13 protein-coding genes are annotated in these 14,788 nt (G+C 60.5%); 11 read left to right on the forward strand and 2 right to left on the reverse strand.

Features of this window, described 5'->3' with window-relative positions; genetic code table 11:
• The first annotated feature begins 26 nt into the window (after window positions 1-26).
• From asnB to L879_RS0110925, 6 genes are all read left to right on the forward strand, one after another.
• Window positions 27-1,910: an asparagine synthase (glutamine-hydrolyzing) gene (gene asnB / locus L879_RS0110900; protein WP_027316134.1), complete on the forward strand. Its 1,884-nt coding sequence runs from the start codon at window positions 27-29 to the stop codon at window positions 1,908-1,910.
• Window positions 1,907-3,544, forward strand: a complete 1,638-nt coding sequence (locus tag L879_RS0110905) for an asparagine synthase-related protein (RefSeq protein WP_027316135.1) — start codon at window positions 1,907-1,909, stop codon at window positions 3,542-3,544. Before asnB ends, L879_RS0110905 begins: the two co-directional genes overlap by 4 nt.
• Window positions 3,513-4,298 (forward strand): hypothetical protein, encoded by a 786-nt coding sequence (locus L879_RS0110910; RefSeq protein ID WP_154664175.1) that lies wholly within the window; start codon window positions 3,513-3,515, stop codon window positions 4,296-4,298. The genes L879_RS0110905 and L879_RS0110910 overlap by 32 nt, the downstream gene beginning before the upstream one ends.
• Complete coding sequence (locus L879_RS0110915; protein WP_027316137.1) at window positions 4,273-5,427, forward strand: nucleoside-diphosphate kinase; 1,155 nt, start codon at window positions 4,273-4,275, stop codon at window positions 5,425-5,427. The genes L879_RS0110910 and L879_RS0110915 overlap by 26 nt, the downstream gene beginning before the upstream one ends.
• Window positions 5,428-5,450: 23 nt before the next feature.
• Window positions 5,451-6,641 carry an MFS transporter gene (locus L879_RS0110920; protein ID WP_027316138.1) on the forward strand — a complete coding sequence of 397 codons (1,191 nt, stop codon included), beginning with the start codon at window positions 5,451-5,453 and terminating at the stop codon, window positions 6,639-6,641.
• Window positions 6,642-6,773: 132 nt separating this feature from the next.
• Window positions 6,774-8,114: a UDP-glucose dehydrogenase family protein gene (locus tag L879_RS0110925; protein WP_027316139.1), complete on the forward strand. Its 1,341-nt coding sequence runs from the start codon at window positions 6,774-6,776 to the stop codon at window positions 8,112-8,114.
• A 60-nt stretch (window positions 8,115-8,174) separates the two neighbouring features.
• On the opposite strand, the gene L879_RS0110930 is transcribed toward L879_RS0110925, so the two are convergent.
• Together L879_RS0110930 and L879_RS0110935 are read right to left on the reverse strand one after the other, a co-directional pair.
• Window positions 8,175-8,588, reverse strand: a complete 414-nt coding sequence (locus L879_RS0110930) for a helix-turn-helix domain-containing protein (RefSeq protein ID WP_027316140.1) — start codon at window positions 8,586-8,588, stop codon at window positions 8,175-8,177.
• Between the two features lie 48 nt (window positions 8,589-8,636).
• On the reverse strand, window positions 8,637-9,680 hold the full coding sequence (locus tag L879_RS0110935; protein WP_027316141.1) for a LysR family transcriptional regulator: 1,044 nt from the start codon (window positions 9,678-9,680) through the stop codon (window positions 8,637-8,639).
• 212 nt (window positions 9,681-9,892) lie between these two features.
• Between L879_RS0110935 and L879_RS24610 the strand changes: the two genes are divergently transcribed.
• From L879_RS24610 to L879_RS0110960, 5 genes are all read left to right on the forward strand, one after another.
• Window positions 9,893-10,993 carry a GNAT family N-acetyltransferase gene (locus L879_RS24610; RefSeq protein ID WP_246717656.1) on the forward strand — a complete coding sequence of 367 codons (1,101 nt, stop codon included), beginning with the start codon at window positions 9,893-9,895 and terminating at the stop codon, window positions 10,991-10,993.
• Window positions 10,993-11,589: a cysteine hydrolase family protein gene (locus L879_RS21320; RefSeq protein ID WP_051435237.1), complete on the forward strand. Its 597-nt coding sequence runs from the start codon at window positions 10,993-10,995 to the stop codon at window positions 11,587-11,589. Before L879_RS24610 ends, L879_RS21320 begins: the two co-directional genes overlap by 1 nt.
• Entirely contained in the window at window positions 11,582-11,797 is a 216-nt protein-coding gene (locus tag L879_RS0110950; RefSeq protein WP_027316143.1) for a hypothetical protein, read from the forward strand. Before L879_RS21320 ends, L879_RS0110950 begins: the two co-directional genes overlap by 8 nt.
• Before the next feature lie 349 nt (window positions 11,798-12,146).
• Window positions 12,147-13,508: a hypothetical protein gene (locus L879_RS0110955; protein ID WP_027316144.1), complete on the forward strand. Its 1,362-nt coding sequence runs from the start codon at window positions 12,147-12,149 to the stop codon at window positions 13,506-13,508.
• A gap of 74 nt (window positions 13,509-13,582) precedes the next feature.
• Entirely contained in the window at window positions 13,583-14,773 is a 1,191-nt protein-coding gene (locus L879_RS0110960; RefSeq protein WP_154664177.1) for a hypothetical protein, read from the forward strand.
• Window positions 14,774-14,788 lie beyond the last annotated feature (15 nt).

The following is a 14,788-nucleotide window of genomic DNA, read 5'->3' on the forward strand; positions in this document are numbered from 1 at the left end:
AGACACGTCGGAGGCAGCCCCCGATCATGTGCGGCATACTTGCGATCATTGATGACCGTCCCGCTCCGGCGCATAAGAGAGCGGGGCTCGTTTCCGAGATGCTCCGGCATCAGATGCGCCGCGGGCCGGATGAAGCTGGCGTGAAGGTCTCAGGCTCCGTCGCCCTCGGCCATAATCTGCTGCGGATTTTCCCGGACGCCATGTCGCGGCAGCCGATGGCAAGCGACGACGGCCGGCTTTCCATATGCTTCAACGGCGAGATCTATAATTACCTGGAAATTCGCGAGCAGTTGGGAACTGCGGGCATCCGGTTCAGAACCGATACGGACACCGAGGTGATCCTCAGGGCTTATGAGCATTTCGGCACGGACTTCGTCGCGAAGCTCAACGGCATGTTCGCCCTTGTCATTCATGACGCTGCAACAGGGCGGGTCATCGTTGCTCGTGACCGTTTCGGGCAGAAGCCCCTTTACTGCTTCATGTCCTCGCGCCTCAAGATTTTCTCCTCATCGATATCCTCGATCCTCGCCCATCCGGACGTGGCGGTAGATGTGGACGAGCAATCCTTGCGCGAATACCTCCATCTGCTCGATACCTTTGACAACCGCACCTTGTTCAAGGGGGTACGCCACTTCCCGGCCGCAACCCTTTCCGTTTTCTCCGATGCTGCCGTTGAGTTGCATGCGGAGCAGTTCGTCGAGACCACGTTCCAGGCCGATCCGGGCAAAGGAGCGGTTACGGACAAGGCAGTAGACCTCTGCTACGATCTCTTCGCCAAGTCTGCCAAGAGGCAATCCCGCGTGGGCGGGCCGCTGGCCGCTCACCTCAGCGGCGGCCTGGACTCAAGCGCCATCGTCGCGACTTTGAGGGGTGAAGCCCCTCAGGATTTGAGGACCTATTGCTGTACATATGGCAGTGACACGTCGGGCCTCTATCCTGGAGAGGAGGAGTTCGAGGAAGCTCACTATGCGGCAGAGGTTGCAGCCTCCGTCGGCGTTAGTCACGGCACGGTAAGCGTCTCCCCTTCCGACTATTACGACATTTTCCCTGCTCTCGTTGAGGCTTTGGAAGAGCCCAAAGGGAATTCTTGCGTGCCCCATTTCCTTTTGGCTAGGGAGATCAGTGGCTCTGCCCGAGTTTTCTTCAGTGGTGAGGGTGGCGACGAGTTCTTCGGCGGCTATTGGTGGAAGTATGCATTGAGCCAGAATCCCGTGCGGGACGAGCGTGCGTCTGCATATTTCTCGGCCCTCTGCGCGGGCGACGAGAGCTGGCTGTCGTCTCTCGGAAGAATTGACCCGTCAGTGCGAAGCAATGTCCGGAACCGCTTCCAAGCCGATTTCGACAGATCCCCGTCCGCCGACGCCCTCGATGAGATCATGTCCTATGAGTCTCGCCATTTCATGCAGTACCTGCTCGTCCAGGCTGACAAGCTGGCAGGATACTTCAGTTTGGAGGGGCGTTACCCCTTCTTGGACAACGATCTTTTCGAGTTTGTGAGGACAAGTCCCGTCGGCTGGCGTCATGATCCCACCCAACCCAGCAAGCATCTCCTGCGGCGCGCGATGCGCGGAAGACTGCCGGCGCATATCCTGGACCGCAAGAAGATGGGCTTTGTCGCTCCTGAAGGAGGATGGTACAGGAGCGTCCTGTCCCCTCTGGTCAGAGCAGTCCTCCTGCGTCAAGGCGGCCTCGTATCGGGCCTGATCGGGATCAACGCTCTCGAGGATGTTCTTAGTCGGCACGAGCGCAGCGAAAAGAACTACCGCAAGCTGATCTGGGGCTTGATGTCCCTCGAGCTCTGGCACGCCCACTTCATCCAGGGGTCGGACGTGACCGAGGTCTTGTGCGCATCGCCGCATAATGTGTTCACGCTCAGTGAGGGCAAGAAACTCGCAGGGGCAAGCCGATGAAGCGCTCCTGTCGTGTATCCGCCTCGGTAACGCACGGGCTCCGTCTTTCTGGCTTTAAGGAATTCGGAAAAATATCCGTCGCCGTTGTTGAGGCTCTGGAAGAAGAGCCCTGGAAAGTCGAAGAAGAACTTGCCTCAGCGTATGCGGAGCGGGGGCCGGCTGCATTGTCCGATTTCACGCGCCGGGCCAGCTTCCTGCTGGTCGACCATGCCGCGGGTGAAATCCATGCGGCCCGCGATCCCGTCGGTTTGGGAAGTCTTTTCTTCGCCGACACGCGGCAGGGAACAACTATCGCCAATGACATTGCACTCCTGATCCGGCCTGGAGACAAGCTGTCCGTATGCCCCAAGGGGCTTATCCAGTACCTCACATTCCAGTACACGCCTGCACCCTTCACCCTGCTGAGCGGCGTCCAAAAGCTTCATCCGGGCGAGGTCAGGACCAACCGCATCCATGATGGCGCGCTCGTCGGCGTTCAGAGGCTCTCTCCCCTTCGCTTCGGCTCCAACACCCTGTCCGGACGAGAGCTCGAGGATGTGTTCGGCGAAGTATACGGGCAGCTCCGGGATTCGGTCGCAGGCCGCAAGGTGGGCGTTTTGGCGAGCGGCGGCGTCGATTCAACGACCAACGCGCTTTGGCTGAAGCGTGTCGGAGCCGAGCCTGTTCTCCTGACGGCCAGCTTCCAAGATCCGGAGTTCGACGAAACGCCGTATGTCCGAGATCTGAGCGCTCACCTTGGCCTTTCACTGCGGACCCATGTGGTCACAGCCCAGCCTCGTGGAGACCTGGCGCGGCTGATCGGCTTCCTGGCGGAGCCAATCTGCGACCGGGCCCTCATTCCGACAGGCGCGTTGCTATCCGCTTGCGGCCATGACCTGAGCAGCATCGTTTCGGGCGAAGGTGGTGACGAGCTTTGGGGCCCTCCCCGGCGCTGGCCCGCACACGTTGATCTGGCAGCCCCCTTCCTTACTGCGAGCGATCTCGCGAGCACCTACCTGCGCGCATCCGCGGCGACCAGCATAGATGACCGCCGTCATATGCTGAGCTCCTCGCTCGCTGCGGAAATCGAAGAGGAACAAGACCGCGCTGCCAAACTGTTGGAATCGCTGATGGTCGCGGCAGAGCCGCAAGACTGCTTCCAGGCGGTCAAGGCGGCGCAAATCGGCACTTGGCTTCCCGAGAACGTCATCGCGAAGGACCGGGCCGCGGCAGATGTCATCGGGGCCCGTCCCCGCTTCCCCTTGGCTCACCGGCTGTGCATGCAGTTCGTCGCCGGCCTGTCAAACCACGAGCATTTGCGCGGCTGTAGCGGCAAGGAGCTCCTGCGCTCTTTCCATCGCGGATCCGTACCGGAATCCGTATGGAGCAAGCCCAAGCATAAATTCAAGGTTCCGCCCGGCACGTGGCTGACGCAGCCTGTCGCCGAGCAGGTCTGCCGACGGATCCGCGACGGAGGCACAGGGCTGGACCGGTTCTTCTCTGCCCATTTCATCGATTCTCTGGCGGCTGAGGCTTCGCGGCTGGACGATCGCCTTGTATGGGGCATCCACACTCTCACGGAATGGCTCGACGCGATCAAGGCGCGGGCAGGATCCACTATCCATGACGAAACCGACATATCGCATACTGCTTGACCGCGGCTTCACGCGCCGATCCTTAGCGATCGATTATCAGCCTCGTGCCTGGTCCGCAGACCGAAGCAACGGGGAGACGAGCCATATTGATGAGGTGTGGCTGCAGCGGGAGCTGCGCTCCAGAGCCGAAGGGCGCGACTTGTACGACTCCGAGCTTTATCGGCTGGACAGCTTTTCTGCGAGACCGGAAGGGATTGTGCTGCATCTCGGAGATACTTCGTACAAAGAGTATATCGCGACGCGCCTCCCATCTTGCACGATGAAACGGGCTGACCCGATCGGAACGGCCATCATCCCGATCAGCGCCGACGGGTTCATACCCGTCGGGCGGCGCTCGTCAAAGGCGGAGGTGAACCCCGGCCGGTTCTTTACCTTCGGCGGTTTCTTTGACCGGCAGCAAGATTGCGACCGGCATACAGGGCGTCCCGATCTCTTCCATTGCGCGCAGCGCGAGGTCAAAGAGGAATTCGGCTTGGCCCTCCCAGAGGAGGCCTTGGAAGGCCTTGGTATTGTCTATGACGAGCTAAGTTGCCACCCTGAGATTTCCTTCGGATGCCGGCTCCCTCTCGCCAAAGCGGACTTAAGCGAGCTTGATTGGAGCAGCGAGCTCGCGGATCTGACCTTCGTGCATGTCAGAGACCTTGATCATTTCGTCAGGGACAATGAGGAAGAGATCACAAGCACCCTCGTCGGCGGCTTTGCGCTTCTCAGCAAATGGATGACCCAGCATGAAGACCGCGCCGTTTACGCCTGAGCAGCTCAGCTGCGGATCCAACTACTATGTGGACGGCGGCTTCCACGAGGAGATGTTAGGATCGCTCAACGGCCTTTTGGGTGAGGATCTTGTCCCTGCCCTCGGCAGTCTAGCCATGTTGCTGCTGAAGCCCGACGCGATCAGGTCGGGCAAGGCGGACGGCATCCTCGCCGCCATCTTCGATAAAGGCTACCATGCTGTAGCGGCCCTGCCTGTGTTGAACCCGCGCGAGCGATACTTCGAAGATCTCTACAAGTTCAACCTGACCCTTCGGAACTCGCAGAACCAGATCGCCAGTTGGTGGGTGAACAGGCAGCTTTACACGATGGGGCCCTCCCTCATCATGGTTGTGACCCGACCGGGCCCCCTTCCGGCCTCCCTCCATGCTGAGCTTGCGTCCCTTAAAGGGCCGTCGAACCCCTATCAGGCCAGACCGGGCGACCTGCGCTACGATTTCGCCGGCTGCAACCGCTCCGTCAACCTCATCCATACCTCCGATGATCCTGTCTCGATGGCTCGGGAACTCTTGATCTTCACGGATCCCGAGCGCCTTCGCGCCCTTGTCAGGACCGGCGCTGAAGCGCGGCGGTTCGGCAGGACTTCAGGTCTCCATCGTGAAGCCTTGGAGCAGGCCCGCCTCGCCCTCGCGTCTATGGAGGGGACGAGGATCGATACGGACCTGCCGAGATGCATCGCGCACCTCGCGACCAGAGCGCTGCTAACGGCACTTCCCGAATTTGTGGACCTAGCAGGCAAGTTGGGGGCGATCATGACTCCGTCGGATGCGGCATGGCATGATCGTTCAGGCCTGGATGCTTGGACGCTGCTCATGGCGGCCGGGATCAGGTTGCAGGGGCAGCTTCGCCACCAGGACAGAGGGCACGCTTCCACATTGCTGGGAAGCGCCATTGCCGGATTGCTCCTGTTTCCCGAATTGGACGACGACGCAGCGCTAGCGCACCTGAAGACGCTCGAGGCCGAAGGCATCTACGTTTCTGCCTGGGAGCGTCTCGTCATCCTCTCCTCGGCCCATTATGGCGCGGACATTCGCAGCATGCTTTCGGCTTCGGGACTTCGTCTGCCACAGCGCTTTGACGCTGTGCACCGTGACGAACGGATTGCTGTCTGAGCCACATTCAACGGAGCGCGAAATTGTTCACCCGGATCGGCCCGGTCTTCCTGGGCCACTTCCTCATGACGATCTCTTTCGGCATGATCAACCCTGTCCTCGGACTGTACGCTCAAGGCTTCGGCGTCAGTGTCGGCCAGACAGGTTTTCTCTTCGCCATCGGTGCTGGGGTCAGCATTGTCGGAGCTCCTCTAGTCGGGCGGGCGGCAGAGCGCATCAGAGCGGAATACATCTGCATCGTTGTCTTTGCTCTGAGCAGCGTCAGCATTTGCGGGACTTATTTTTCCGACAGCTTCGGAGAGCTGTTGTTCTGGCGTTTCGTGGGCGGTGTTCACGCAGCTGGCATCCCGACGCTGCTGGCGGCACTAAGCGCCTCAGTTCCGCGGGAAACGCGAGGCGTCGTTGCCTCGTGGATACAAGGGCTGATCCCTGTCGGATTCGTTGTCGGTCCTGCCCTGTCGGGGCTTTTCCTGAACTCGATATCGGGTCAGGGGATCGAGACGGCGGTCGCGGTCGCTGGCGCTCTATCCTGCCTGGCCTCTTTGGTCTTCGCCGTCGCGATCAGAAATGCGCTGGCCTCAGAGGCCCCACCCGCTGAGCGGAAGGTTCACGCTTGGAGTCAGCAGCCCGGGAACGGAACCACGACGATGCTCTCCATCGTCGTGGTCCCCGTGATTGTATCGGTGACCGCCCTTTTCATCTATTCGGGGGTGTTCAGTGTTTTGTATCGTTGGGTCTCGCTCAGCGAGGGATCCGACACGGCGGTCATCGGCTTCGCCTACTCGTTCTTCAGCTTGTGCAACGCCTCCGCGCAGCTCTTCGTATTTCCGCTCATTCATAAAAAGGTGGAGAGCAAGCGCCTCGCTCTCTACTCTATCGGCCTGTTGGCTCTTGGCGCACTGCTTCAGGTTGCGGGCAGCGGGACCGTGAACCTGATGGTGAGCATCGCTTTCCTGACCACCGGAGCGGGCCTCTGCGCCTCGGCATGTACCGACTGGATCCTGCTTTCGATAGGAGACGGAGCCAAGACCGGCCTTTTCGGGACGTTAGGCCTGATCAACGGGGTCGCCAAGCTCCTGAGTCCGATCGCCCTGAGCTACGGCATCGCATATCTGTCTTTAGGAACTCTCTTCGGCGTGGTGACGCTTCTGGCGAGTACCGCACTGGCCGTGGCCATGATCCACTCCGTTCTGCGGCCTGCCCGAGCGGTGTGACCGGCATCCCGCCACACCGTAAAGTGCCCTCTGCCCAGACCATGGCAGTCCCGGCTTGCGAAGGCGCACCTTGTCCATCCACCCTTCTCTATCGAGCGGCCGTATCCGCTTGTTTCGCCCAAGGAAAATACTATGCGCATCGCGATGATTGGGGCCGGCTATGTCGGGCTGGTGTCCGGAGCATGCTTTGCGGACTTCGGCCATGAAGTTTGCTGCATCGACACGGACCAGGGGAAGATCGACGCCCTCGTCAAGGGTCAGATCCCAATCTTCGAGCCTGGGCTTGAGGATCTCGTCGCGGACAACGTGAGAGGCGGACGACTGACATTCGGGACAGACCTGCAAGAGGCCGTCAGATCAGCGTCTGCGGTCTTCATCGCCGTCGGCACCCCGTCCCGCCGCGGCGACGGCCATGCCGATCTCTCTTACGTCTATCAGGCGGCACGAGACATTGCCGGAGCAATGCATGGCTATACGGTGGTGGTCACTAAATCGACCGTGCCCGTGGGTACCGGCGACGAGGTGGAGCGGATCATCCGTGAGACCCGTCCCGATGCGGACTACGCGGTGGTCTCCAACCCTGAGTTCCTGCGCGAGGGCGCGGCCATTTCGGATTTCAAGCGTCCGGACCGAATCGTGATCGGGACTGAGGACGGTCGCGCACAGGCCGTCATGGCGGAGCTGTACCGGCCCCTCTACCTCAATCAAGCGCCGCTTGTCGTCACGTCTCGACGCACGGCAGAGCTGACGAAGTACGCCGCCAACGCTTTTCTGGCGACGAAGATCACGTTCATCAATGAAATGGCCGACCTGTGCGAGAAGGTCGGGGCGGATGTCCAGGATGTCGCCCGCGGGATCGGCCTGGATAAACGGATCGGCCCGAAGTTCCTGCATGCTGGCCCCGGCTATGGCGGATCGTGTTTCCCAAAGGACACTTTAGCCCTGATCAAGACAGCACAAGACCACGCTTCTCCAGTCCGGCTGGTCGAGACTGTTGCGTCGGTCAACGACCAGCGCAAGCGCGCCATGAGCCGGAAGATTATCGCGGCTTGTGGCGGTTCGGTCCGTGGAAAGACGGTGGCGCTGCTGGGCCTGACCTTCAAGCCCAACACGGATGATCTCAGAGACGCCCCGTCTCTCGCGATCGTCACGGCCCTGCAGGATGCAGGAGCAAGGGTGCGCGCCTATGATCCGGAGGGGATGGAGGCGGCTCGAGATCTCTTGCCGGATGTGGAATTCGCGCCGGATCCCTACGCTTGCGCCCATGATGCCAGCGCGTTGGTCATCGTGACGGAATGGGATGTGTTCCGCGCATTGGATCTGGGGCGTCTGAAACACCTTCTGCTCGAACCGGTAATCGTCGATTTACGCAACGTCTATGATCCGCGGGAACTCGAGCGGACCGGCTTCCGATATGTTAGCGTCGGTCGCCCTTTAATCTCTGACAGCCGCTCCGACCGAGCGATGGCATGAACACTTGGCTGCAGAAGCCATTTATATCTGCCAAAGACTGCATCGGGGCGTAGGCCAGTATCATGTGCCTTTCGAAGGTTGCAGTGTTTTATCGCCGCCCGTACCGCCGGAGGCGATTTGAACCACGAGATTGACGATCGCCTGGCGCGTGTCGGAACTTTCAATCGTTGAGAACGCCTTCAGCAGCCTGAACGCTTGAACGGTGTTGGCGAGCCCGAGGATGCTGTTCGGATCCCCCTCGTTGGGCTCTACTTCGTCATAGAAGAAGGTGATCGGCACATTGAGGACCCGGGCCAGCTCTTCCAGGCGTCCGGATCCGATCCGGTTGATGCCCTTCTCGTACTTCTGGACCTGCTGGAAGGTCACCCCGAGCTTCTCCCCGAGGACCGATTGCGACATCCCGATCGATGCGCGCCGCGCACGGATGCGGCGGCCGATCTCCTCGTCCCGTGCGCTGGGCTTTTTCTTTGTCATGGTAGCTACCTTCAATACCATCCTGGAAGTTCAGCTGGGATTTTTCCCTTAGGAAGCTCCCGCAAATCCCTCGAACCAATTCACGAGCGGCTGCCCCTTATATTCCTGCGGCAGATCCTTCGGATGAATGAACTCGTCCCGAAACCACGGGAAATGACGGGCGTCGAAGCTCTCGACGATCCACTCAATGCTCCGCCTGATCCTGGGAATGCGCTTTGCTTCCGGATGATAGGTCAGCCAGATGTCGAAAGAAAACCGGAGATCAAGATCGAGCGGGACGATCCGCGCCCCGATCGCCGAGGCGTAAGTCGGCAGCCAGCCGATCCCAGCGCCTTTGGCGATCGCCCAGTAGTGCGCGCTGCTCACGTTGGTGCGCATGGCGACAAATCCTTCTTGAGGAACGCCGCCGGCAAGCTGTTCGAAAACCTGCTTGGTCGTGGTCTGCTCCGCCATCTGCAGCACGATGCGGTGCTGGAAGATCTCCTCGAACCTCTTCGGAGCCCCGTACGTGTCGATATATGACCGCGACGCATAGGGCATTGAATGGAGACGCCCTAGCTTGACCACCTTGAGGTCGGGCGCGGTCGGCTGCGTCAGCTGCACCGATGCGTCCGCTTCCATGCGCAGGACGTCGGCGGAGCGCATGCCGCAGTTCAGGTCGACGATCAGGCGCGGATATCCGCGCTGGAACTCGACGAGGCGCGGCGCAAGCCAGAAGGTTCCGAGCCCTTCCGTGACGGCGATCTTCACCTCACCCGAGAGCAGCGGAACGGCCTGGTCACGGGTCCGGGTCAGATCGAAGGCTGCCACCTCCATCCGCTCAGCGGAAACCAGGATCTTGGAGCCCTCAGGCGTCAGCCGGATCCCGTCGACGTGGCGCGTCATCAGGACGGTGCCGAGTTGCTCCTCAAGCTCCTGGATGCGGCGGCGCAGCACATTGATCGAATGCCCAAGATGTTCGGAAGCGGACCGGAAGCTTCCGCGACGGGCAACCTCGAGAAAGATCCGTATGCCGTCCCAATCCGGCTGTCTCAATGCTGTCGAGCCAGGGCGTTCCTCACATGGAACACCCCTTTTCACTTTCGGCTGCATACGCACTCCCCGCAACAACCTAACCTTTATCAAGTCCTTCTAGTTGCACAACCCCCGGGGCAGCCATGAGCGTGCATGACCATAATACGACCCGTGAAGCCAACTTGGCACGCTCGAGCCAAGCCGCTGGCCGGACGCTGAAAGACCTTGATCCCCAACGCTTTGCGCGCCGACACGTCGTGTTCAATCCGAATGGGCCCCAGGTCGACGCCTTGATCGAGAAAGCCCGGCGGGAACTCCCGGGCCTGACCGGGGCAGACGTCGTCCACCGCGTCCTTTCCCACAACCCTGACGTTCTATGGGCGCTTGCGCGGCGGGACAGGTACTCGGCGGCGGATCCGAAGGGCGAGGGTTTCGTGGCCCTCCTGCCCCTGAACGAGGCCGGATTGGAGCAACTGGTCCGTGGGACTTTCGACGCGAGCAACCCCGACACCAGTCTCCTGACGACGCAGAGCGAAAAGCCTGCCGCGATCTACGTCTGGGCCATCCATGCCCTCGGAACGCTGGCCGGCGCGGTCCCGCTGGTCTTCGAGAAGATCTCGTCGCCTCTGTACCAGGACGCGGACCTCTATGCCCGCGCCGTCACGATTGACGGCCACCGGTTCCTTGAGGCGCTCGGGTTCGTGCAGGGCACGTCCTGGCGGGGGCATGCCGCGCCGCACCTCCACGTCTACAAGCGCTCCGCCGAAACCGGGGATGTCCGTCCGATTTACGACAGCTACCGCCAAGGGACGGGCAAGGCGCTTACCGTGTCCGTGGCCCGGTCGATGGAGGATCTGGCGCGCGTCATCAGCATCCGCAGCGCCGTCTACATTGGTGAGCAGACCTGCCCTTATGACGAGGAGTTCGACGGCAACGACCTCTCGGCGACGCACCTCGTCGGCTACATCGGCGACGAGCCGGCCGGCTGCCTGCGCATCCGCTACTTCGCGGACTTCGCGAAGGTGGAGCGCCTCGCCGTCCGGCAGGAGTTCCGCAGCAGCCGTCTCTCCTTCCAGCTCGTCCGGGCCGCCATCGATCTCTGCCGGGTGAAAGGCTACCGCCGTCTCTATGGACATGCTCAGAAACGCCTCGTCCCATTCTGGGGCCGGTTCGGCTTCAAGGTGTTCGACGGCGCGCAGGAGCTGGTCTTCTCGGACTTCGACTACGTCGAGATGGTGCTCGAGACCGAACGGCACCCCGAGGCCATTTCCATCGGCACGGACCCTTACAGGATCATCCGCCCTGAAGGCCGCTGGCATCGCCCCGGCGTGCTGGAGAGTTCGGCGCAGCGCGCGGTCACCCGCCCCTCCGTCGACGGAAAGGCCGCATAATGGCCGTCATCCCTCTCCGGTCCTATGTGGATTCTTCCGCAGTTCCGACGCTGGTGTTGGTCGACCTGCAGCAGGAATACGTCACGCCGCCCCGCGGCCTCGCCATGCCGCAGGCGGAGCAGGCCCTCGACAAGTGCCGCGACGCGTTAGTGCACGCGCGGGCCATGGGCTTCCCCGTGGCGTTCGTGCGGTGGATGGGCCGCGCGCCGTTCTTCAATGCGGCGGCTCCGTTTTCGCGCTGGATTGAAGGCTTCGAACCGACCGGCGGCGACATGGTCTTCGAACGCGACCGGCCCTCATGTTTTGCGAGCAAGCCGTTTGCCGAGGTGATGGGCTCGTCCAGCAGCATCGTCATGGCCGGGTTCGCTGGGGAGGCGGCATGTCTCTCGACCATGGTCGACGCATTCCACCGCGGCAAACAGATCACCTATCTCACGGACGCGTCAGCGAGCCACTCCCTTGAAGAACTCGACGGAACGGAGGTCCACAATGTCATCGGAAAGCTTGCCGGCATCTACGGTGAGATCCAAACGACGGCCGAATGGGTCGTCTCCACGAGCCAAGCGCTGCTCAACACGGGCTGGCTCAATGGATAAGGAGCATGATTTCACCGGCATTGTCGCCGATTTGGATTGGCTCATCAAGCTTCTGGAAGGGACGGACGCCGCCATCGCCGTGCTATGCCTCAAGATGGCCCGCATGGAGCTTCAGATGAAGATCCACAACGTGACCAGTGAAGAATTTGAGGCGCTCTGCGACTTCATGAACTCAGCGACATCCAAGCTGGCGGACATAGCTCAATAGCGGTCTGCAGCTTTCTGGCCGACAACGTACCCGGTATCCTTCGCAATCCGCACCGCGACGCGGCTCCAGCGACGTTGGGTCAGTCTGTTGCCTGCCCTGCCCGCATCACGGGCATGATCGCGGGCGATGAAGTAGGCAGACTCGCCATGATCTTTGATGAGCGCGGAGGCGTCATCACGAACTTGGATCCTGGCGTCACGCCAGCGTCTGAATATTGAAAGCATGGGGCTTGAGCAACTTAACTGGATGAACAGAGACTATCCGCCTGCACGCTATCCTGTAAATGACGGATCCCGCTCCCTTTCCCTGCTGCTAGCAGAGGCATAGGCGTATCTTCTACGTACAAGCCATGGCAATTTTCTCACGCCGCACTCTCCAAACTTTCCTGAACGAGCTGGCTCCAAGGCTCGACGATGAGGCTCGGAAGAAAATTCTGAGCAGCCTCAATGGACGCAAGGCCTCTGTGGCCTTAGGCTTCGAGTGGGAATTGATTGTCCTCACGCTCCTCAACCGTATCGGATCCGTCCGGTATGAACCCGATCTAGGCGCTTCGCGCAGGCCCGATGTGCTCTTCAGCTCAGACGACGAGCAGCCGATCCACTTCCTGGCCGACATCACGACTGTCACCGATGAGGGTCTTGAGGAAGACAACCCAGTGCTCAAGTTCTCGGCGTTCCTCCGGGAGAAAGCATCGAAACTCGGCATCCCGGGCGGCTTCAACTATGATGTGCGCGGCCAGAGGGACGCCGCAGGCAAGATGCGCCTCATGCTGCCCCGAGAGCGCTTTCGCGAATTTCTGGAGAGCCGGGTCACGCCCGAACTGAAGCGGATCCAGCGGGAAAAGCCCGAGACCCATCGGTTCGATATTGAGGAGCCGCCGGACGTCAGTTTCTCGATTGGTTATGACGCTAGAGAAAAGTTCTGGAGCGGTCACTACCCGTCCTATGTGGCTGCGTCTTCCGCCGATCAGAACTCCGTCTTCTCTGCGCTAAAGAAGAAGGCGCGGCAGCTGAAAGAGTCTATCCAGGATTCATCTGACCCCGCTGAGGCTTCTGCACCGCCTCTCGGCATCGTGCTCTGTGACGGGAACTGCCGCCTGTTGCAGCTCGATGCATCCGGGCAGATTAGCCTGCCCCGCGTGATCGGCCGCTTCTTCGAGCAAACCACGTCGATCAGCTTCGTCCTGGCACTCACCTTTCCTCCCGTTAGGCTCGACATGTTCGGAGCTCACCAGGACCACATGATTCTGGGAACACTCTATTCAAATCCTAGAGCAAGGGCCCCGATCGATCACGACCACATGCTGGACCTGCTGAATCGTGGCCTCGGTACGTTGCCCCAGCCGATCGCGACGCCGGCTGCGGCCTTGGGCTGGATGGAACGGAGGCCGAACCCTTACGCCGGCAAACCCTTTTCCAATGTGCGCTATGGAGTTCAAAGCATCATGGGCGGCGTCAACAATGTGAAGATCTCGGCTCGATTGGTTCTCGATCTCCTCGCGGGCGAGATAACCGCTGCGGAGCTGGCGGAGAAGACCGGCCAGCCGAATGATCCGGATTGGCTCAAGAACCCGTTCTTACATGCCGTAAAGGCAGGTCAGCTGATCAAGGACATCAAAGTGTCGCGCGATGAGCACAACGACGATGATTGGCTCGAGATCGAATTTGTCTCCGGGGATCCTGCCGTGTCGCGGTTTCGCATTGATGAATGAGAGAGCGGCCCACGAGGGAGTGTGCCGTTCTCTGGTTGGCAGCGGGCCTCGTGCTCTTGGATAAGGAAGTGGACTTGGAAAGCAGCGCGCGAGCAGGCGAAGGTCTCGTCAGGGCGAAGTTCGTAGCTCTGGACACCTCTCATCTTTGCAAGTTGATTCATGACCGGTTTGAGCGAAACAGCCATAAGCGAAACGCCGCCAAGGCCTTCGAGGCAAGCCTACTTGAGCATGGCTATGTCCTGTTCCTCTGCTGGCATCACTTCGCAGAACTGCTGACGCATGGCGACCAAGCCGTCGTCGCGGAGCGTATCGCATACATCCGCGATCTTCCCATGGTTGCCTGGGTCAGGTCTTACAACAAAGATGTGAGCCTCGGATCGATCGCGGACATTCTCGCTGCCGAGACGGAAGCTGCCTTCACTTTACCGGGACCAAGCGCATTGGCGGTCCGCGATAAAGTCGCCCAGGACATCATCAAAGTGGGCCCGGGCACAGAGATCGTAGGCCCGCATGAGGAAATGTGGCTAGCGCTTCAGCCAGTATTCTCAAGGCAGGCGGAGAAGAGCCGGAAAGTCGTGGCTATCTCCCGTTCCGGCTTCGTGGATATGTCCGACACCAAGATCTCCGATCTCATGACGAGAGCGCTCTACAAGCCAGACGAGGCCGAACGGAACTTGAAGGTTCTCCAGGCGCGCTTGGCTGCCGACATCAAGGCTCGGGGAGACAAGAGGATTTCAGACGCGAAGGCGGTTGCCGCGGAGTTTTTCGCCGTTGTGAAGGAGGAGAGCAGCCACGTCCTCGCCACTCCTGGAAATGCGGTGCTGCGCCATCTGGTGCATCAAGGCCTGGATGAGGGGGATATCGGACCTGAGATGACGGTCGGTGAGGCTACCGAATTGATCGAGTTCCGCAAGAAACTTCAGGTCGCCAGCCGCGTGAACGGCATCCCTTTTCCCGACCTCAAGGCAAAGGTTTCATCGTCCCAGATTCCATCCTGGATCGTTGAGAAGTCTCTGGTTCGGCATGGACAAGATCTCAGGGAGCGTAAAGGAAGCGACTTGGTCGACGGGTACCTCATGTGCCTCTCGCCTTATATCGATCTTACCCTCATCGATAAGCGTACGTGGGAAAATGCCCGCCGGGCTCGATCGAAGTCTCCTGAGTTTTCGGATTTGGTTGGCAGGGTTGAGCGTTCGCCGGACTACTCCGGCGTTAGCAATCATCTGAGCGCGGCATCCCCGGAAAAGGCAGCTGCTACGCGATGAGTGGCCAATCCGCAT

It is taken from the genome of Microvirga flocculans ATCC BAA-817 (assembly GCF_000518665.1).
Classification (GTDB): Bacteria; Pseudomonadota; Alphaproteobacteria; order Rhizobiales; family Beijerinckiaceae; genus Microvirga; species Microvirga flocculans.

Bases quoted from the DNA above. Each gene is read 5' to 3' on its own strand.
- L879_RS0110950 (WP_027316143.1), top strand. From the start codon at position 11,582: ATGGATAAGGAGCATGATTTCACCGGCATTGTCGCCGATTTGGATTGG.
- L879_RS0110955 (WP_027316144.1), top strand. From the start codon at position 12,147: ATGGCAATTTTCTCACGCCGCACTCTCCAAACTTTCCTGAACGAGCTG.
- L879_RS0110935 (WP_027316141.1), bottom strand. From the start codon at position 9,680: ATGCAGCCGAAAGTGAAAAGGGGTGTTCCATGTGAGGAACGCCCTGGC.
- L879_RS0110910 (WP_154664175.1), top strand. From the start codon at position 3,513: ATGACGAAACCGACATATCGCATACTGCTTGACCGCGGCTTCACGCGC.
- L879_RS0110905 (WP_027316135.1), top strand. From the start codon at position 1,907: ATGAAGCGCTCCTGTCGTGTATCCGCCTCGGTAACGCACGGGCTCCGT.
- asnB (WP_027316134.1), top strand. From the start codon at position 27: ATGTGCGGCATACTTGCGATCATTGATGACCGTCCCGCTCCGGCGCAT.
- L879_RS0110930 (WP_027316140.1), bottom strand. From the start codon at position 8,588: ATGACAAAGAAAAAGCCCAGCGCACGGGACGAGGAGATCGGCCGCCGC.
- L879_RS0110915 (WP_027316137.1), top strand. From the start codon at position 4,273: ATGAAGACCGCGCCGTTTACGCCTGAGCAGCTCAGCTGCGGATCCAAC.
- L879_RS0110925 (WP_027316139.1), top strand. From the start codon at position 6,774: ATGCGCATCGCGATGATTGGGGCCGGCTATGTCGGGCTGGTGTCCGGA.
- L879_RS21320 (WP_051435237.1), top strand. From the start codon at position 10,993: ATGGCCGTCATCCCTCTCCGGTCCTATGTGGATTCTTCCGCAGTTCCG.